This window comes from Mucilaginibacter rigui (assembly GCF_014773275.1).
Taxonomy (GTDB): Bacteria; Bacteroidota; Bacteroidia; order Sphingobacteriales; family Sphingobacteriaceae; genus Mucilaginibacter; species Mucilaginibacter rigui_A.
This window is the reverse complement of the sequence record NZ_JACWMW010000005.1, coordinates 22,754-41,222: the sequence shown is the minus strand read 5'-3', so window position 1 is coordinate 41,222 and position 18,469 is coordinate 22,754. Positions and strand designations below refer to the sequence as shown.

The following is an 18,469-nucleotide window of genomic DNA, read 5'->3' as shown; positions in this document are numbered from 1 at the left end:
ATATAGTTAACAAATGTAATCAGGTTTTTGGTTAAAGCATCTCCCTGATATTGATTTGACCTGTTTATGACTATGGTAATTATACTATATCCCTGTGTAATTCTGTGGTGTAATAGCCTTTATCTCATTTTTAACTGGTTCACTTATATTCAATCCATCCACAAATTCCGCTATAGTTTGCGCATTAACCTGTGTATTGGTACGGGTAAGCTCTTTCAGGGCTTCATAAGGGTTAGGATAGCCTTCGCGGCGCAGGATGGTTTGTATTGCCTCTGCAACAACAGCCCAGTTAGCTTCCAGGCTGGCATTAAGGGCTGCCTCGTTTAGCAATAGCTTATTTAATCCTTTAACGGTTGATTTGATAGCGATAAGGGTATGCGCAACCGGCACACCTATGTTACGTAACACGGTAGAGTCGGTTAAGTCGCGTTGTAAGCGGGAGATAGGCAGTTTAGCGGCCAGGTGCTCAAATAAGGCGTTTGCAATACCCAGGTTGCCTTCGCTGTTCTCAAAATCTATCGGGTTTACCTTATGCGGCATAGCCGATGAACCCACCTCGCCGGCTTTTATTTTCTGTTTAAAAAAGTTCATTGATATGTAAGTCCACATATCGCGGTCAAGGTCAATCAGGATATTGTTGATGCGTTTCAAAGCATCGCATTGCGCGGCAAAGTTATCGTAGTGCTCAATCTGCGTGGTAAACTGCGAGCGGTGCAGGCCTAATATATCATTGATAAAATGATTGCCAAAGGCTTTCCAGTCAATTTGCGGGTAAGCAACATGGTGGGCATTAAAATTACCTGTTGCCCCGCCAAACTTAGCCGAGTATGGCACTGCCTTTAACAAATTAAGCTGGTTTTGCAGGCGCTCAACAAACACATTTATCTCTTTACCCAGGCGTGTTGGCGATGCCGGCTGCCCGTGGGTATGTGCCAGCATGGGTATAGCATCCCAATCCTGCGCGAAAGCGCTAAGCTGCTCAACCAGTTTGGTAATCTCGGGCAGGTAAACCTCTTCAAGTGCCAGTTTAAATGAGTACGGAATAGCGGTATTGTTAATATCCTGAGAAGTTAAGCCAAAGTGAATGAATTCTTTATGCTCTTCCAGGCCTAATTTATCAAACTCCTTTTTGATGAAATACTCAACCGCTTTAACATCATGGTTGGTTGTTTTTTCGATGTCTTTGATTGATGCAGCGTCAGCTTCAGAAAAGTTTTTGTAAATATCACGTAACTTTTCTGTTGCATTTTTATCAAAACTACGTAACTGGGGTAGCGGGTGCTCGCAAAGCGCTATAAAATACTCTATCTCTATGAATACCCTATATTTAATAAGGGCGTATTCTGAAAAATAAGCGGCCAGTGCTGATGTTGTATTGCGGTAGCGTCCGTCAATAGGGGATATAGCGGACAGGGAAGTTAAATCCATTGCGTTCTTTTTTGCAAAGATAAACAATTGTGTAAAAACGGTGATTGTCAGGAAAAAGTAATTTGAAAAGGAAACTTTGAAATCTAAAAATGTTTCCTTAGTTTTGACCAATAATGTCAAACGGTCAAATAGAACGAATAATTCAGGGCGGCGAAGACTTGTTTTTACAGGCAGGTATCAAAAGCGTAACTATGGACGATATAGCCAAACATCTGGGTATGTCGAAAAAAACTATTTATCATTTTTTTAATGATAAAAATGATCTGGTGATAGCGCTTGTAAAGAAAAAGCTCGAAGAGGATGAATGCCAGATAAACGATATCATACAAAACTCGGCCAACGTGATGGAAGAGATGATCAATATGATGAAATGTTCGGAAGATATCTTCAGCAGGATAAATCCGATAGTGATACATGATATGCAAAAGTATCACCCGGATGCCTGGAGCGAGTTTCAGAAGTTTAAAGCAAATGTGCTTGTAAAAACCTTGGAAGAACTATTGATAAAAGGGATAAAGCAGGGGTTCATCAGGCCGGAAATAGACGTTAAGATACTGGCCAAAATGCGTGTTAACCAAGTAGAAATGGGCTTTAACGCCTCAATATTCCCTATAGCGCAGTTTAGCACATGGCGGGTACAGTACCAGTTACTTGAGCATTTTAACTATGGCATTTGCACTATAAAAGGGCATAAACTATTAGATGAGTATAAAAAAGTTCATATAGAAGAATTAAACTAAAAACACCCGCACTGCTGACATACAGTTGTCAATTATTGCGGTTGTTTTGTAATGAAACAAACAATAATCTACCATATATATCACTACTCACAAATGAAACGAATCCTCACCCTACTAACCTGCATAACGGGAGCCTTGCAAGGGTTTTCGCAAACGCAGTCTGCACCACCACAAGCTTATAATTTTAGCGTACAGGATGCTGTTAATTATGCCTACGAGCATCAGGACTCTGTTAAAAATGCTCAATTGGATGTTAGAAGCGCCGAATACAAAGTAAAAGAAACAACAGGTATAGGCTTACCCCAAATTAACGGTACTGCAAGTTTTCAGGATTATTTACAAACGCCTGCTGTATTATTCCCAAGTTTTACTGATGGTTTATACCAAATTTTAAATGCCGAAGGTGTAAAAGGCGGCGATGGTAAAGTTATTCCTTTAAGAACTTCTCCGCCTCAGAAATTAAGTATACAGCAAAAGTACAATGCTAATGTTGGGGCAACACTTTCACAGATATTATTTGATGGCTCTTATCTTGTTGGTTTGAAGGCCTCAAAAACTTACAAAGAATTGTCGCAGCGCAATTTAGTACGCACACGTATTGAAACTAATGTAAATGTTACTAAAGCTTATTACCAGGTTTTAGTAAGTAATGAACAAATAAGGTTATTAGATGCTAATATTAACCAGCTTAAACAACAGGTTGATCAAACTACTGCCCAAAATAAACAGGGATTTGTAGAAAAAATTGATGTTGATCGTATTACCGTCCAATACAATAATCTGCTTACTACGCGCGAAAATACATTACGCCTTTTAGTGCTTAATTATCAATTGCTTAAATTCCAAATGGGAATGCCAATCGGCAATGATCTTCGTTTAACAGATAAGCTTACCGATGTAATGCTTGATGCTAATGCGGATGCCGCAGTTGCTGCCGATTCATCATTCTATCATCGAAGAATTGAATATAATTTAGGCGAAACTGCTGTAAGGCTAAACCAGCTTGATTTGAAGCGTAAAAAAGCCGCTTACCTACCAACACTATCATTTGTTGCAGGTACTGCCGCCACCTATCAAAATAATAGCTTTGGGCAATTATTTAATACCAGTTATCCATCAAGTTACATAGGGTTAAACTTAACTGTGCCCATTTTTAATGGTTTTCAGCGCAGATATCAGGTTAAGCAATCAGAAGTTGCGGTTGAAAAATCAATTAACGATTTAAATAATCTGAAGAATGGTTTAGGCTTGCAAGCCAGTCAGGCTCGTGTAATGTATATTAATGGATTGCAAACCCTTAATAATCAGAAACAAAGTCAATCGTTGGCACAGGAAGTACTTAGGGTATCAAAAATAAAGTATCAGCAGGGTGTAGGCTCAAGTATAGAGGTTACACAGGCACAAACTGCGCTTGAAGATGCCGATAATAAATACATACAAGGCCTTTATGATGCACTGGTAAGCAAGGTTGACCTTGATAAAGCATACGGAAGAATACAATAAACATAACTAAACCACCATATATCAACACAAAACATGAAAAAATTAATATATATACCAGCATTACTATTACTGGCGGCATGCTCAAGCAAACCAAAAGATAAAAAAGCCGAGCTGGCCGACCTGCAAAAACAGCAAGCAGAAATAAATGCCAAGATAACCATACTACAGGGCGAAGTTGGCGGCGACTCTACAAAAGCTGTAGAAGTAAGTGTTGCCGAAGTTAAAAGCGGTGCGTTTACTAATTACGTACAAATACAAGGCAAAATTGATGCACAGGATAACGTTACTGCTTACCCGCAATCGCCGGGTACTATTACTGCTATTTATGTAAAACCAGGGCAGCATGTTAGCAAAGGCCAGGTACTTGTGCAGTTAGATAATAGCACCCAAAGGCAAACTATCGCCCAAAACGAAGCGACAGTTGAACTGAACCAGACTTTATATAATCGCCAAAAAAATCTTTGGGATCAGAAAATTGGTACTGAAGTTCAATTTTTACAAGCTCAAACAACGTTGTCGGCAAGTAAAAAAGCTTTAGCAGCTTTACGCGAACAGGCAGCTATGTATCGTATTGTATCGCCAATAAGCGGCACTGTAGATCAGATGGACCTTAAGCTTGGCCAGGTTGCGCAACCTGGTACTACAGGTATCCGTATTGTAAACGCCGATTTTTTAAAGGTTAAGGCTGATGTGCCGGAAAGTTATGCAGCAAGCGTTGGTACAGGCAACGAAGTTTTAATTTTAGTGCCCGATGCTAACGATTCATTAAAAACTAAAGTAACATTTGCGGCTAAAGCTATCGACCCAACATCACGCAGCTTTGCGGTTGAGGTAAAATTACCAGAGCGTAAATCACTTCGTCCTAACATGACTGCTATCATAAAAATAGCCGATTACTCAAAAACAAACACCATTTCTATCCCGGTTAAAGCTGTACAACGGTCAGAAAATGGCGACTACGTTTACGTGAACGAGAACGGTATAGCCAAACGTAAAACTGTTAAAGTTGGTGTAACCTACAATGGCATGTCAGAAATATTATCGGGTTTAAAAGCCGGCGAGCAATTAGTTACTGAAGGTGCCTCTGATATTGAGGATGGTGATAAAATAAAGGTTTTACAATCTGCTAATTAATTTTAACAAACACTGATCTATTATATATGAAAGATCTTAAAAAAGAATTTGGCCCCTCAAGTTGGGCTATAGATAATAAAACCGCCATATATGTGCTCATATTTTTGATCACAGTGTTGGGGCTTATAAGCTATAATAGCTTGCCTAAAGAGAATTTTCCGGATATAGCACAATCTAAAGTGTTTGTAACAACAACATGGGCAGGGCAATCTGCGCAGAACGTTGAGAATTTGGTGACCAGACAGTTGGAGAAGCAGCTAAAATCTTTAAAAGGCCTAAAAAAGGTAACATCAAACTCGGTACAAAATGTATCTATAATTACCGCAGAGTTTCAGGCGAACATTAAGATAAAAGATGCTAAGATAGATGTTAAAGACGCGGTTGATAAAGCCAAGCAGGATTTACCGCAAGGCGATGTAAACTTAAAGGAACCCGTAATATCTGACATTAACGTTGCCGATTTGCCAATTCTTTACATCAATATATCCGGCGATTATGACCTTAAAAAGTTAAAAGAATATGCAGATCTGTTAAAGGATGAGATTGAAGGTTACAAAGAGATCTCAAAAGTAGATGAGGTTGGTGCGCTAACGCCCGAAATTCAGGTAAACGTTGACCTGAACAAAATGACGGCGGCACAAATCGGTTTCACTGATATTGTAAATGCTATAGGTAACGAAAATATCCTGTCATCAGCAGGTACCATTAAAACCGATGGTGTACGCAGAAGTATTGATATAAAGCAGGATTTTAAGAATGCCGACGAGGTATCTGAAATGGTTATCCGTAACCCTAAAGGCCAGGCCGTTTACTTAAGGGATATTGCTGAAATTAAGGATGCATTTTTAGAGCAGGAGAGCTACGCGCGTTTAAAAACACCTAATAGCAAAGTGTTTAAAAATGTTATCACCCTTAACGTTAGTAAAAGGGCCGGTGAAAACCTTATTGAAGCATCTGACAAGATAAACGACCTGATAAAAGTTAAACAGAAAACGGTTTTCCCTAAGGGTTTAAATATTACTGTAACCGGCGATCAGTCTGACAAGACACGTACAACCCTTAATGACCTGATAAATACTATTATTATCGGTTTTATTTTGGTTACTGTAATCCTGATGTTTTTTATGGGTACAACCAATGCCATATTTGTGGCGCTATCTGTACCGCTATCCTGCTTTATCGCGTTCCTGATAATGCCGGCTATTGGGTTTACACTTAACATGATCGTATTATTCTCGTTCCTTTTGGCATTGGGGATTGTGGTGGATGATGCTATTGTGGTAATAGAAAACACCCACCGTATTTTTGCAAACGGAAAAGTACCTATTAAAGAGGCAGCTAAAATGGCTGCAGGTGAGGTATTCCTGCCGGTATTTTCAGGTACAATGACTACGCTTGCACCATTTGTACCATTGGCTTTCTGGAATAGCTTAATTGGGCATTTCATGTTCTTCCTGCCAATAACATTGATCATAACCTTGTTAGCATCACTGGTGGTAGCTTATATTATGAACCCGGTATTCGCGGTTGATTTTATGAAACCACATGTTGAAGGTGAACACGATAACCCTAAGTTTGATAAAGGCACGAAACGCGCATTAATTTATTTAGGTATTGCTACTGCTGTAGGATACTGGATAAATGTTGGTATAGGTAATTTTATGGTACTAATTGTGGTATTATATTTACTAAACCATTTCTTCCTGTTAAAAGTAATAGACAAGTTTCAGAAAAATGTATGGCCTAAGTTTCAAAACTGGTATGCAAAATGGCTTGAAAGGGCTGTAAAACGACCGGTTACGATGCTGATAGGTACATTAGGCTTATTCATATTGTCGTTTGTATTAACTGCAATACTTGGTAAAACACCTGAGTTTTTCCCTGCGGGCGATCCTAACTTTGCTTACGTATATATTACTATGCCAATTGGTACCGACCAGGCAACCACTAACGAAGTAACCAAAAAGCTTGAAAAACGAGTTGCTGAAGTTGTAGAGGGAGATAAAGATGTGGTGTCGTCAATTATATCAAACGTTACAAAAGGTGTAACAGACCCAACTGATGAAGACCAGGGCGATTATCAGAATAAGGGTAAGATAACCGTTGCCTTTGTTGAATTTGGTAAACGCGAAGGGAAGGATACTAAAGAGATACTGAAAAGGATCCGTAATTCGGTACAGGGTATCCCTGGTGCCAAAATATCTGTAGCGCAGGAAAATAGTGGTCCGCCGGTACAAAAAGACATCAGTATTGAAATTATTGGTGATAACCTGGACTCATTAGTAAAAACAAGTAACCGTTTAAAGGCTTACCTGGCAAAACAGAATATAGCCGGTATTGAAAACCTTGTTGCCGATGTGCAGAATGATAAACCTGAAATTGTGTTTGATGTTGACCGTGAGCGCGCTAACCGCGAGGGCATAAGCAGCGGACAGATAACTGACGCACTCTTCACATCTATATTTGGTAAAAAAGCAGGCGATTACAGAAATACAAAAGAGGATGATTATAAGATAATGGTGAGGGCCAACCAGGCGCAACGTGGTAATATTGATGAATTGCGAAATTTAAAAATTACTTATCGCGATTTAGCAACAGGTGGTGCAATACGCCAGGTACCAATATCTGCCTTTACTGATGTTAGGTACACCAACACTTACAGCAATATTAAGCGTAAGCAGCAACGCAGGGTATTAACATTAGGTTCGAGTGTAATTAAGCCGTATAACCCTAACGATGTGAATGCTAATATTTTAAAAGCGATAGCCAACTTCAAAAAATCCGACGATATTATTATCCGCCAGGGTGGTGGTCAGGAAGATCAGATGGAAGCGGTAACTTTTTTGGGTGGTGCAATGGCAACATCATTTGGCTTAATCCTGATTATCCTGATGATACAGTTTAATTCTATAGGTAAAACGTTTATCATCATCAGCGAGATCTTCTTCAGTATTATTGGCGTATTGCTTGGTACCGCCATATTTGGCATGACCATGGCCATTGTAATGACCGGGGTGGGTATTATAGCCCTTGCTGGTGTGGTAGTACGTAACGGAATCCTGCTGGTAGAATTTACCGATATGCTGATAGATCAGGGTGCAAATCTGCACGATGCAGTTGTGGAGGCCGGCCATACCCGTATGACTCCTGTATTGTTGACAGCAACAGCAGCCATATTAGGACTAATACCATTGGCTGTTGGTTTCAATATCGATTTCGTAGGCTTGTTCACCCACTTTGAACCACATATTCACTTTGGTGGCGATAACGTAGCCTTCTGGGGGCCGTTAGCATGGACAATGATCTTCGGCCTTGGTTTTGCAACCATCATTACTCTCATATTGGTTCCATGTATGTACATCATACGTGTAAACATGAAAAACTATTTCTTTGGTAAAAAGGAAGAAGATAAAAAAAACCAAATAGAGGTTCTAGAAGCTTAGTATAAACAATTGTAAAAAGAAAGGCCGCATATAATTATGCGGCCTTTCTTTATTATACCTGTTTTATTTAAAACGATGTTTCAGTCCTTTTAATGAGGCCAATATTTTCTTCACTTTTCTTTCGCGGCGGTTACCTTCGTCAAGGGCATCATATACAACTCCGGCGGTAATGGCGTAAACACCATGGTGCAATATATCAATAGCTATTTTCTGAGGTTTTTGTTTGTTTATGGGTTTGGCTGCGTCGTGTTTGGGCAGCATAAATAAAGCTGTGCCCCAAACAGCGCCAAAATGTACCAGGGTAGCAGGCAATCCTTTTAAACCGGTAAGCCCTATAATCCCGCGCGCTACGCCCCAGGCTGTGCCATATCCCCAGTGTAATTCTTGTGATAATTGTTGTTTATCTTGTTCAGATGCAGGCTTAATACCGGCAGTATCCCGTGCAACTTTAACGGGTGCATCACTGGCTTCGCGGTTGGTTATTTTCATTTCTATCAATTGCGATATTGTCATGGCGGCAGTTGCAGCAATACCTGCCAGCAAGCCTTTGCCTATAGCGCTGCCCATTTCGCTAAGTGTGTTATCTTTATGTAGTTTCATAGATAGATGTTGTTTGTTATAACTCAACAAGCAATATTAATTATTGATTTATATTTTTTTACTTCAAAGTGTAATGTTTAAAATTCTGCTTAAAACACATTTATCACAACATTTTGTATCACAATCTGTTATCATTTAATGGAACTTAAATTTACAAATGCCTTTAAGCAGGCTGCGGGGCTTGGCATAATTGCCGGGATGCGTACCTTTTCGGCGCCCGTGGTTGTTAGCCACGTTTACAGCAGGCATCCATCAAGGCAATTGAAAAACACGCCAGCACAATTCATGCAAAGTATTGCTACATCAAAAGTATTTAAGGTTTTAGCCGCAGGCGAATTGGTAGGCGATAAAATGCCTGCAGCACCAAACCGTACCAGTGCGGGTGGTTTAATAGGCCGTTTTTTATCGGGTGCGTTATGTGGCGCAACCGTTTACAGGGCCAATCATCAGCAGCCTGTAATAGGAGGGATAATAGGTGGGACCGCGGCAATTGGATCGGCATTTGGTTGTATGTTTTTACGTATCGCCCTGGGTAAGCGTACTGGTTTGCCAGATCCTGTTGTGGGGGCAATTGAAGATGCTGTTGTAATTGCTACAGGTAGCGCATTAGCTAAGCACATGTAGTTTTTACATTTTAAAATCATCTTTTTAGAAAGCTTTGATTTATTGTTTGGTAAATTGATAGTTTTGTTAAAAAAGTCAGGTTTTTATAAAATCATCTTTAGTAAAGCAATGAGCGCAGTAAATGATCAGCAGGATATAAAACGTGAGAAAATTCTAGAGGCTTCGTACCAGCGATTTCTTCATTACGGATATTCAAAAACCACCATGAATGAAATTGCCGGCGACCTTTCGATGTCGAAAGCCTTGCTTTATTATTATTTCCCTGACAAAAGCGAGTTATATATGGCCGTTATGCGCAAACTGGCCAGCGATTATTTAAAACAACTTGAAGACAAGTTTGGGCATTTTACCGACCTCCGCGAGGCCTTTTTGTTTCAGGTTAACACCCATCACGAGTTTATTGTAAATAACTATAACTTCTTTGATTTCTTTCGCCTTAACGAGCAAAACCTTCCTGATACAATTTGGGAAATTGTTGGCCATATCCGCGAAGCCGAGATTAAATTACTTGCCGGTGCCATACAATCCGAAGTAGAAAAAGACAACTTAAAACCAGTTGCAAACCCAATTGAGATTGTAGAAGTATTTTTAGATGCCTTGCATGGTATTAAGGTTGGTGGCTCATTATCGTATAAAAAACTAAACTTTCCGCATAAAGAACACCTGGACGAAATACACAATAAACGCCTGCTACTAATAGATATTTTTGTTAAAGGCTTAAAATAGTGTGTATTACGCCAAGCGGTTATTTACAACAATGTTGCCTACAAGTATTTTATGAATGGGGCATGCATCAGCAATGGTTATTAAGCGTTTTATCTGATCATCAGTAAGGATGCCTTTAAATGCGAGTTTGCTTTCAATCACTACACCTTCAGAATTTTTAAAAAGTTCGAGCTTAATATTGATCTCATCAACTACCCACATTTTACGATCGATGTACATGCGCAATGTGATTACCGTACAGCTTGCCAAACTGGCCAATAATAAGTTGTAAGGCGACATCCCTGTATCGGCACCGCCAATATCCACAGGTTCATCAGTAATAATGGTGTGGTTACCACTTGTTACCGTAGTTTGATACTTTGCGTGGGTAATAACTGCTGCAGCATCAACAATAAACTCATTCTCACTTTCCATACATCAAAAATAAAGTAGCAATTAATTATCCTTATCTAAATTAAGCATGGCCCAGTTTGATTCGTTTGCGCCTGCACCGCCATTATATTTTAACGTAATAGTAAAGTGGGTTTTAGAAACTTCGCCATCATCAAATTTCTCGGTGTAAAATGATTTGATGACGTAAACCGAATCTGATTTTTTGGCAAATTTATATTCAGCATCCGAAAAATCCACGTTAGTTGAAAGTATAGTAGGCCGTATAAATTTTCTGGCAATGCCATAAGCAGCATCACTATCAGGCAGGCCGCTAAATATCCCTGTAGAACCCGAAAGGGCATATTTGCCAAGTAAAACAGCGAAAATAACTACAAAAAAGGCCAGTAACCAACCTGCTTTTGATGCCGATTTTTTCTTCTCTTCTTTTGCTTTTGCGTAATTTTTTGTCATAAATTAATTAGCTGATGCAAATTAAGCAAAATTAATAGAAGTCGTAACACCTGCTTGCACCCAAAAATTTGTGCTCACCGCCTGAGCGGGAGGGTAAGGTAGTTTCATAACCAATGCTGCCTTCGGTTGTGCCGCTGGTATTGCCATAGTTAAGGCCACCGGCCGGTACATCATGGCTTACTCCAAAACGTAACTTTTCGCGCCCCTCGCGGTTGATAAACAGATCGAAGATAAACGAAACAACGATAGCGCTTGGCCCGCCCGCGCCGCCGCTGCGGCACCAAAGCCCGGCATTTACGCTGCGGCGCTTATATTGCATACCGGCACTTATGGATTGTGCCTGCGCCTGCTTATAAAATACTACCGATGGGATGATATACGATTTATCGTCCTCGTCCATATTATCATCGCGCGTTAGGTTGTAACGGAAGCTGGCATGCATGGTAGCACGCACAGGCAATACGTATGGTGTACCCGTAAATGATTCGTTGGGGCGGTTAAGGTGCTGCGCCGCGCCGCCTATATTAAAATTTTTAAGCGTAAGGTTTATACCCGCGCCTGCATCAAAAAAGAATTTATTGTTAAAATCGGGTTTGTCGGCGCCGGTAGTTGAGCCAGGTATGTAACCCAGGCTGGGGTCTATCTGGTCGCCAAAAACAAGCTTGCTAAAATCAACTGAGCGGTTGGTTATACCGGCTTGTAAACCAAACGATAGTACATAATCTTCAGAGCCAACACTATAGGAGTATATGCCCGCGAAGTTGTTTTTGGTTAGATAAGCCGATCCCTCGCTGCTGCGCGTAACCAGCAAGCCAATGCCGCCGCCAAACTGTGGTACGTTATAATCTATAGAAGCCGATAAATAGGTAAGGTTGCCCGGTAAGGATGAATATTGGTTGCGATAGATGAGGTTCATCCGTAAGTCGCCCTCAAACTGGCCGTTTAGGGCCGGGTTAAGGTAAACAGGAGAATTGAAGAACTGCGAGTACATATGATCCTGCGCAAAAGCATCCAGGCAGCCAAGTACAAGCATTAAAGCTAAAAAATAATATTTTGCCATTCCCCTCATCTCAATTATCTGATTAAATGTATTGACCCCGATCGCTTAGGCAGCGAGCCGTTATATGACATACCTTTCCAGTCGGATCCGTTTAAAAACCTGGCAGTTATTTGCCAAACATATACGCCCTGCTGCGCCGGTGCCCCTTTAAATGTGCCGTCCCAGCCCTCTGTTGGTTCGCCATTGCTATTGAGCTGTGTGGTTTGCCATACCAGTTGGCCCCAGTTATTAAATACCTGCATGCGCCATTCTTTTAGTTTTTGCCCTTTAGCTTTAAAGGTGCGCAGCTCTGCTTTGCTTGATTCTGGTTGGAAGGCATTTGGCACGAATAACTCGCCCGTGAACTTAATTTCTATAGTATGGGTTATCAAACCTTCACATGACGTACCCGGGTTGCGGGCTGTAAGTGTTACCGTATATGGCGATTTGGTATAATCATAGCTATGATCGTTAGGCGTAAAGCTTGTTTCAGGAGCAGTTCCATCCCCAAAATTCCATACATAGGTTAAAGATGTTGCAGGTGTGCTGCCGGCAGCGGGGGTAGTGTTTGTGAACTTTACCTTATTATCAACATCAACTGTGTAAGTAAATTGCGGTTGAGGTAAAGGTATAACCTGTATGGGTATTAAGGTAGATGGAGGTGCATCACCACACCCTGTATTACTGGCTGTAATAGACACAAAATAAGAACCTACGTTAGGGAAGATGTAAGAAAGCTCTGCCAATCCCCCCGGGAAGCTTGTTAGAACGCCTTGATCTTTATCGTAAATTGTGTATTTAAAAGCATCGCCACCTGCCGATAAGTTTCTGAAAAATACAGGGGAACCTAAGCAAACGTAAGCGGGGTTGTCTTTTATCTGCATGTTGGAAACAATATTTGACGGAGATACGGGGATCTGGAATTCCGGAGACCTGTTTATGTTACCGCATTTATCCTTTGCTTCCATGTATAAGCGCCAGGTAGCAATATGTGTTGGGTTTATTGGCGGGAATACCGCTGAAGATTTATCATCGTTTGTTTTGGTGATGGGGGTAGTTACCTGATTATTGTTCTCATCTATCAAATAAAACGTGTACGTGTCATTTGTACCCGGCGATAAGTTATCAACCGAAAGGTTTAACACCCCGCATGACCGTACTTCGCTTGGGTTTATGCGGGCATCGGGTTTAGCTGGGCTTACCGTAATTGTAGCGGTAACAGGCTGCCTTACTATGCAATTGCCAACAACGGTTAATGATACGGTGTAGGTAATATCCTTACCATCTGTACCGGGCTGGAAAGTATGCCTGGGTATGGATGATGCTGGTGAGCCATCGCCAAAGTTCCATTCGTAAACGGTGCCCGGAAATACCGGTGCCGATGTATTGGTAAATATAATTTCTGTTGGGCCGCAAGCCTGTGTTTGGCTTGGTATAAAGCTTGCAATAATATCGGGTTTATCTACTATCACAACATCGTCAAAGCTATCGCCGCAAGGCAATACACCTTTAATCGTCCATCTGAAGGTATAACTATTGCCCGGTACTAAACCCGTTACCTGCGATAGCGGATTAGAAGGTGTAATTATTGTAGCCGCAGGGCCGGCAGTTTGTGTCCACTCGCCAACAAAAGTTCCCGGATTATTACCCTGTAGGTTTGCACTGGTTACATTACACTGCGGGTTATCAGGCCCGGCGTTTGCTGTAATGGCGGGTTGGTTAACTGTAATGGTTGTTACAGTCGAAAATTCGTTACCGCAGCTGCCACCGCTTAAAACAGCCCTATACTGGGTTGTTTGGGTTAGGTTGCTGTAGTTTAATACTGCCGTTGTATTAGCTACAGGCAGCCAGTTTGTACCATTGTTAATTGATTTTTCCCAGCGGATGATAGCGCCAATATAACCGGATAGTGTTATTGTGCCACTATTGGTAGGGGCGCAAACTGTAGCTGTGCCGGTAGTAGTACCGCCAACAGCTTCTGCATTATTGGTAATAGTAACTGTATTTTGGGTTGATGGGCAGGTGGGGGCGGCTGTAATTGTCCAGGTAAATTTATAGATCTGGCCCGGTTGCAAACCGCTTACAACGGCATGCGGGTCGGTGTCATTACTAAATGTTATACCAGCCTGTCCGGATGCAACTGTCCACTTGCCCGTACCAGGTGCGGGGTCATTACCCTTTAATGTGTAGGTAGATGAGATACAAATTGCCTCATCAGGCCCGGGTACTGATGGTATTGGTGCAGGTTTAACAGTTACAACCGCCTGTTTTGGTGTGCCCGGGCATGTGCCATTGTAAGGCGTTATGGTGTATGTAACAGTTCCTGCAGTTCCGGAAGTATTTACCAATATATCCTGAATGCTTGTAGCTGTAGCCGCTGTACCGCGGTTTGTATTACCTGTTATGCCTGCACCGGCCACACTTGTCCAGGTGTAGGTTGTTGGGGTTATGTTTGATGTTAAAGTAATATTTGCCGGCTGATTGCTGCAAATGCTGGCATCAACAGGTACAGCGGTAATAACCGGTAACGGGTGCACGGTTACTTTTAAACTAAATGGTGTGCCGGGGCAACCATTTAGCGTGGGCGTAATGGTGTAAGTTACAACCGCGTCTGTATTACTGTTATTGGTAATAATGTCGTTTATGATGTTACCGTTACCCGGGTTAGTAAAGCCCGTGGCCGTGCCAGAGGTTAAGCCCGCTGTCCAGGTAAATGTTGTTGCCGGGTTAGCCGCAGTAATAGTATAATTGAAAGTACTGCCACTGCAAACAGACGGATTATTTGGACTGGTTATGGTAGCTTTTTTAATAATGGCAACCGTAGTTTGGTCTGTGATAACATTACATGGCGCTGTTAACGATGTAGTAACCTGGTATGTTAAGATAACCTGCCCGGCCGCGATATCAGCTGCGGATGGGGTATAGGTAGCATTAGGTGTGTTTTGATTAGTAAAAGTACCCCCCGTGGTACTTAGCCATGTTACACCGGTAACCAGGCCGCCAACTCCCGGCGTGCCATTTAACACGATTGGGGTGCCCTCGCATACCGAATTATAAGTACCGGCCACTACAGTAGGCGATTGTACAAATGTAAGCACCTGCTGATCGGTAGCTGCCGCGCCGCAGCTATTTATATGAGTAGCAGTTATGGTATAAGTAGCTAATGCATCAAATCGAATTTTGGGGTATTGGCTATTTAGATTGGTACCACCAACAAATGCGAAAGCACCGCCTGTAACTGCCCACGTGTATGTTGTAGCAGCGGGCTGTGCAGTACCGGTTAAATCAGATTTGGTTGTTGTAGCCGTTGGGTCGAAACTTAACGTTACACCCTGACCGCAAACATTGGCATCTGCAGAAAGCTGAACTTTTGGTACATCATTAACAACAATGGTTTGCACAGGCGATGATACCGTACCGCAACTTAATGTGGTAATATCAAGCCTGAATTGATAGACACCAATTGTGTTAAATGTAAACGACGGGGTTTTAATGTTTGAATTAAATACAACTCCGCCAACAGGGCCTGCTACCTGTACCCATTTATAGGTTGTATTTGTATTACAGGTTTCATCAACTATTGATGTATTAACTGGGGTTAGGGCACCGCTTGCAAGGCAATACGTTGGTGGGATTGTAAAACTTGGTTGGGGTTTATCCTGAATGCAAATTTTAAAATCTACATCATCAGCTGTACACAAACCATTGCTGTTTTGCAACTTCAAAGTTACTGTATAGTTACCGTGTGTGGTAAAATTGTAAATGAAATTATCTGTTTTTTTTTGATTAATTGCGATAGCGGTACCGTTGATGTACCAGGTATAAAGTGCATTGGCGTTTTTACAATCCGGACCAACGCTGTTGGGGTCCTGGCCGGGATCAGATATGTTTGTAAAAGTTACTACTGTATTTGTGCAGGCATTTTCCGGGCCGGCGATAACATTTTTAGGCGGAGAAACTACTTTTGCGAAAGCTAACCCGGGAGTTACTGAAGTTTTACAATACGGGTTTATAGGCGTTAGCTCTATCTTAAATACGTTTTTTTGATTTTCTACATCATTGCCACATGATGATTGAGTAAAAAGGTGGGCAATAGAGTTATTTTGATTTACGATGTCACAATACGTGTAAGTATTGGTTGAACCATCGCCCCAGGTAACTTTGTAGAGCAAGCCAGGATAATTATATTTAAATCCTGCTTTATTGCCACTGCCATCATCACTGGGAATTGGAAATGTAAGTGGTACAGCACCATTTGCGCAAGCCGTATTGCTGCCGGAGTTACCGATTGCCCTGTATACGTCATTATTAATTAACGTGTACGATTTTGTACCCACAATCCCGCCTTTCTCAGCCCGTACAGTTACAGTATAATTGGCCAGTTTTGCAATGAAGTTTACCGGTATTGGCTGTATGCCACCCTCGTTTGCCTGGGTTATTTCATTAAAAAAAGTAGCTGTAACGGTTGCGCCAAATGTTGAATTATCTATAAAAGGATAAGAATTATTATTAGCGCCTATACACGCCCCAAAAACCTCAGGATCGTTTCCTATAGATTGGGAGGATACTGCTGCCTTTACGGCTGCAGCGTTACTAATAGTAAATGCTGAGGATGTTGTGCTTACTACCGACGGTGAGGTTGATATGACCCTTAACTTGTAACCACTACCCGCGGGTGTACCAGCAGGTATAATTCCATTAACAAATGTGCCATAGAAGCCCGTATAAGTGCCTATTTGCACCTGTGATGCAAAGCTACCAGAGGCATTTGAAAGATAAAGACGGTAAACATTATTTGTAGCAATACAGCCACTGGTGTTATCTACTTTAAATGGCACAGAAATGCTTGATCCCTGCCCATAAGGCCCTGGGTCAATAGCACCTACGGTAATGTTTTGGGCCGAGGCAGCGGCCGTTAATACAAGTAGGGGCAGTAGTAAAATAAATAAACCTTTAGTAAAAGTTTTATCCATCAATCACAAGTCAAAATCAATTTAACGCTTCGGCATAAAATAAACTAATAGTTTACTAACTGCCTTATACGGAATAAATACGCTTGTGTTACAGAAAAATAAAGAATTTTAAACCTAAAATGGGGTTACATCTTAATTTATCCAAAAAATAAATAAGATATCAGTATAGCGGCTATTACACCCGCAAAGTCGGCAATAAGGCCCGCAGGGATAGCATAACGCGATTTTTTTATACCAACCGAACCAAAGTATAATGCAACAATATAAAACGTTGTGTCGGCAGATCCATTGAACACCGAGCCAAGCCTGCCGGCAAAGCTATCGGGGCCGTAAGTCTGCATCACATTGATCATCATAGCCTTTGACCCGGAGCCGCTCAGCGGTTTCATATAAGCAACGGGCATGGCATCAACAAAACGGGTATCCATATGTAAACTTGTGGCAGCCCAGCGTACGCCGTTGTTAATGTAATCGAGCGCGCCACTGTTGCGGAAAACGCTTATTGCAACCAGCATGGCTACCAAATAAGGTATTATTTTTACAGATACTTCAAAACCACTCTTGGCGCCATCTATAAAGTTTTCAAAAACATTTACTTTTTTGCGCAGGGCGCCCAATATAAATACGGTTGGTATGGCAAACAGCAGCAGGTTGCTGGCCACTTTTGATACGGTTGTTATTTGTGATTTATCAAGGTAGTGGGTAAAGTAAAACACCAGCAAAACGATGAATGTTGTCATGCCGCCCAGCCAGCCGAGAATAACCCTGTCAAACAGGTTTATTTTTTGTTTAATGGCTACTGCAATCATCCCTACAACTGTAGCTACATAAGTAGCTATAATGCAAGGAATTAAAACATCTGCAGGATCTTTGGCGTGGAGTATAAAACGTTGCGCAATGATTGTAACCGGCAGAAGTTGCAGCCCCGATGTGTGCAGCACCAAAAACATGATCTGCGCGTTCGATGCGGTCTCTTTATCGGGGTTAAGTTCCTGCAGGCTGCCCATGGCTTTCAGGCCAAGCGGGGTGGCTGCGTTATCTAAGCCAAGCAAGTTGGCCGAAAAGTTCATCATCATTTGGCCGGTGGCAGGGTGTTTTTTAGGCACCTCGGGGAATAAGCGACTTAAAAATGGGCCTACAATTCGCGCCAGGAAGTTCATTGCACCTGCTTTTTCGCCAATATTAAGTATGCCCAGCCAAAGTACCATGTTACCGGCCAAAGGCAGGGCAATATCCATTACCGAAGACTTGGAGCTATCGAACATGCCATCAACCAATAGCTTAAATGCATCTACATCGCCCAAAAACACCAGCTTGCAAAACGCTATCACAAATGCGATGAGGAAAAAAGCTATCCAGATGTAGTTTAATGCCATAAGTATGATTCAGGCCATGAAGATAATTTTTTTTGAATAA

At 41.6% G+C, this 18,469-nt stretch carries 13 protein-coding genes; 6 read left to right on the top strand and 7 right to left on the bottom strand.

From position 1 onward, the window contains the following. Nucleotides 1–84: 84 nt before the first annotated feature. The gene (purB, locus tag IDJ75_RS18625) at nucleotides 85–1,428 is read right to left on the bottom strand and encodes an adenylosuccinate lyase (protein WP_191177171.1); all 1,344 of its coding nucleotides are present in this window, start codon (nucleotides 1,426–1,428) and stop codon (nucleotides 85–87) included. 113 nt (nucleotides 1,429–1,541) lie between these two features. Between purB and IDJ75_RS18620 the strand changes: the two genes are divergently transcribed. The 4 genes from IDJ75_RS18620 to IDJ75_RS18605 all read left to right on the top strand — a co-directional run bounded on the left by IDJ75_RS18620 (nucleotide 1,542) and on the right by IDJ75_RS18605 (nucleotide 8,248). Further along, nucleotides 1,542–2,168, top strand: a complete 627-nt coding sequence (locus IDJ75_RS18620) for a TetR/AcrR family transcriptional regulator (RefSeq protein ID WP_191177170.1) — start codon at nucleotides 1,542–1,544, stop codon at nucleotides 2,166–2,168. A 93-nt stretch (nucleotides 2,169–2,261) separates the two neighbouring features. Next, nucleotides 2,262–3,671 (top strand): TolC family protein, encoded by a 1,410-nt coding sequence (locus IDJ75_RS18615; protein WP_191177169.1) that lies wholly within the window; start codon nucleotides 2,262–2,264, stop codon nucleotides 3,669–3,671. A 33-nt stretch (nucleotides 3,672–3,704) separates the two neighbouring features. After that, nucleotides 3,705–4,805 carry an efflux RND transporter periplasmic adaptor subunit gene (locus IDJ75_RS18610; protein WP_191177168.1) on the top strand — a complete coding sequence of 367 codons (1,101 nt, stop codon included), beginning with the start codon at nucleotides 3,705–3,707 and terminating at the stop codon, nucleotides 4,803–4,805. A gap of 26 nt (nucleotides 4,806–4,831) precedes the next feature. Then, nucleotides 4,832–8,248 (top strand): efflux RND transporter permease subunit, encoded by a 3,417-nt coding sequence (locus IDJ75_RS18605; RefSeq protein ID WP_191177167.1) that lies wholly within the window; start codon nucleotides 4,832–4,834, stop codon nucleotides 8,246–8,248. A gap of 63 nt (nucleotides 8,249–8,311) precedes the next feature. Here IDJ75_RS18605 and IDJ75_RS18600 read toward each other — a convergent pair whose 3' ends face one another. After that, entirely contained in the window at nucleotides 8,312–8,848 is a 537-nt protein-coding gene (locus tag IDJ75_RS18600) for a hypothetical protein (protein ID WP_191177166.1), read from the bottom strand. A gap of 138 nt (nucleotides 8,849–8,986) precedes the next feature. On the opposite strand from IDJ75_RS18600, the gene IDJ75_RS18595 reads away from it, so the two are divergent. Beyond that, on the top strand, nucleotides 8,987–9,472 hold the full coding sequence (locus tag IDJ75_RS18595) for a DUF4126 family protein (protein ID WP_191177165.1): 486 nt from the start codon (nucleotides 8,987–8,989) through the stop codon (nucleotides 9,470–9,472). Nucleotides 9,473–9,580: 108 nt separating this feature from the next. Further along, nucleotides 9,581–10,198 carry a TetR/AcrR family transcriptional regulator gene (locus IDJ75_RS18590; protein ID WP_191177164.1) on the top strand — a complete coding sequence of 206 codons (618 nt, stop codon included), beginning with the start codon at nucleotides 9,581–9,583 and terminating at the stop codon, nucleotides 10,196–10,198. A 6-nt stretch (nucleotides 10,199–10,204) separates the two neighbouring features. On the opposite strand, the gene IDJ75_RS18585 is transcribed toward IDJ75_RS18590, so the two are convergent. The 5 genes from IDJ75_RS18585 to IDJ75_RS18565 all read right to left on the bottom strand — a co-directional run bounded on the left by IDJ75_RS18585 (nucleotide 10,205) and on the right by IDJ75_RS18565 (nucleotide 18,429). Further along, nucleotides 10,205–10,612, bottom strand: coding sequence for an OsmC family protein (locus tag IDJ75_RS18585; RefSeq protein WP_191177163.1), 408 nt, complete (start codon nucleotides 10,610–10,612; stop codon nucleotides 10,205–10,207). A 21-nt stretch (nucleotides 10,613–10,633) separates the two neighbouring features. Then, on the bottom strand, nucleotides 10,634–11,041 hold the full coding sequence (locus IDJ75_RS18580) for a hypothetical protein (RefSeq protein WP_191177162.1): 408 nt from the start codon (nucleotides 11,039–11,041) through the stop codon (nucleotides 10,634–10,636). Between the two features lie 31 nt (nucleotides 11,042–11,072). Further along, nucleotides 11,073–12,101, bottom strand: coding sequence for a PorP/SprF family type IX secretion system membrane protein (locus IDJ75_RS18575; protein ID WP_224746673.1), 1,029 nt, complete (start codon nucleotides 12,099–12,101; stop codon nucleotides 11,073–11,075). 14 nt (nucleotides 12,102–12,115) lie between these two features. After that, nucleotides 12,116–17,053, bottom strand: a complete 4,938-nt coding sequence (locus IDJ75_RS18570; protein ID WP_191177160.1) for a PKD-like domain-containing protein — start codon at nucleotides 17,051–17,053, stop codon at nucleotides 12,116–12,118. A gap of 137 nt (nucleotides 17,054–17,190) precedes the next feature. Continuing rightward, entirely contained in the window at nucleotides 17,191–18,429 is a 1,239-nt protein-coding gene (locus tag IDJ75_RS18565) for a nucleoside recognition domain-containing protein (RefSeq protein ID WP_191177159.1), read from the bottom strand. Between the last annotated feature and the right edge of the window lie 40 nt (nucleotides 18,430–18,469).

Coding starts and splice junctions, on each gene's coding strand:
- purB (WP_191177171.1), bottom strand. CDS start 1,428: ATGGATTTAACTTCCCTGTCCGCTATATCCCCTATTGACGGACGCTAC.
- IDJ75_RS18620 (WP_191177170.1), top strand. CDS start 1,542: ATGTCAAACGGTCAAATAGAACGAATAATTCAGGGCGGCGAAGACTTG.
- IDJ75_RS18615 (WP_191177169.1), top strand. CDS start 2,262: ATGAAACGAATCCTCACCCTACTAACCTGCATAACGGGAGCCTTGCAA.
- IDJ75_RS18610 (WP_191177168.1), top strand. CDS start 3,705: ATGAAAAAATTAATATATATACCAGCATTACTATTACTGGCGGCATGC.
- IDJ75_RS18605 (WP_191177167.1), top strand. CDS start 4,832: ATGAAAGATCTTAAAAAAGAATTTGGCCCCTCAAGTTGGGCTATAGAT.
- IDJ75_RS18600 (WP_191177166.1), bottom strand. CDS start 8,848: ATGAAACTACATAAAGATAACACACTTAGCGAAATGGGCAGCGCTATA.
- IDJ75_RS18595 (WP_191177165.1), top strand. CDS start 8,987: ATGGAACTTAAATTTACAAATGCCTTTAAGCAGGCTGCGGGGCTTGGC.
- IDJ75_RS18590 (WP_191177164.1), top strand. CDS start 9,581: ATGAGCGCAGTAAATGATCAGCAGGATATAAAACGTGAGAAAATTCTA.
- IDJ75_RS18585 (WP_191177163.1), bottom strand. CDS start 10,612: ATGGAAAGTGAGAATGAGTTTATTGTTGATGCTGCAGCAGTTATTACC.
- IDJ75_RS18580 (WP_191177162.1), bottom strand. CDS start 11,041: ATGACAAAAAATTACGCAAAAGCAAAAGAAGAGAAGAAAAAATCGGCA.
- IDJ75_RS18575 (WP_224746673.1), bottom strand. CDS start 12,101: ATGGCAAAATATTATTTTTTAGCTTTAATGCTTGTACTTGGCTGCCTG.
- IDJ75_RS18570 (WP_191177160.1), bottom strand. CDS start 17,053: ATGGATAAAACTTTTACTAAAGGTTTATTTATTTTACTACTGCCCCTA.
- IDJ75_RS18565 (WP_191177159.1), bottom strand. CDS start 18,429: ATGGCATTAAACTACATCTGGATAGCTTTTTTCCTCATCGCATTTGTG.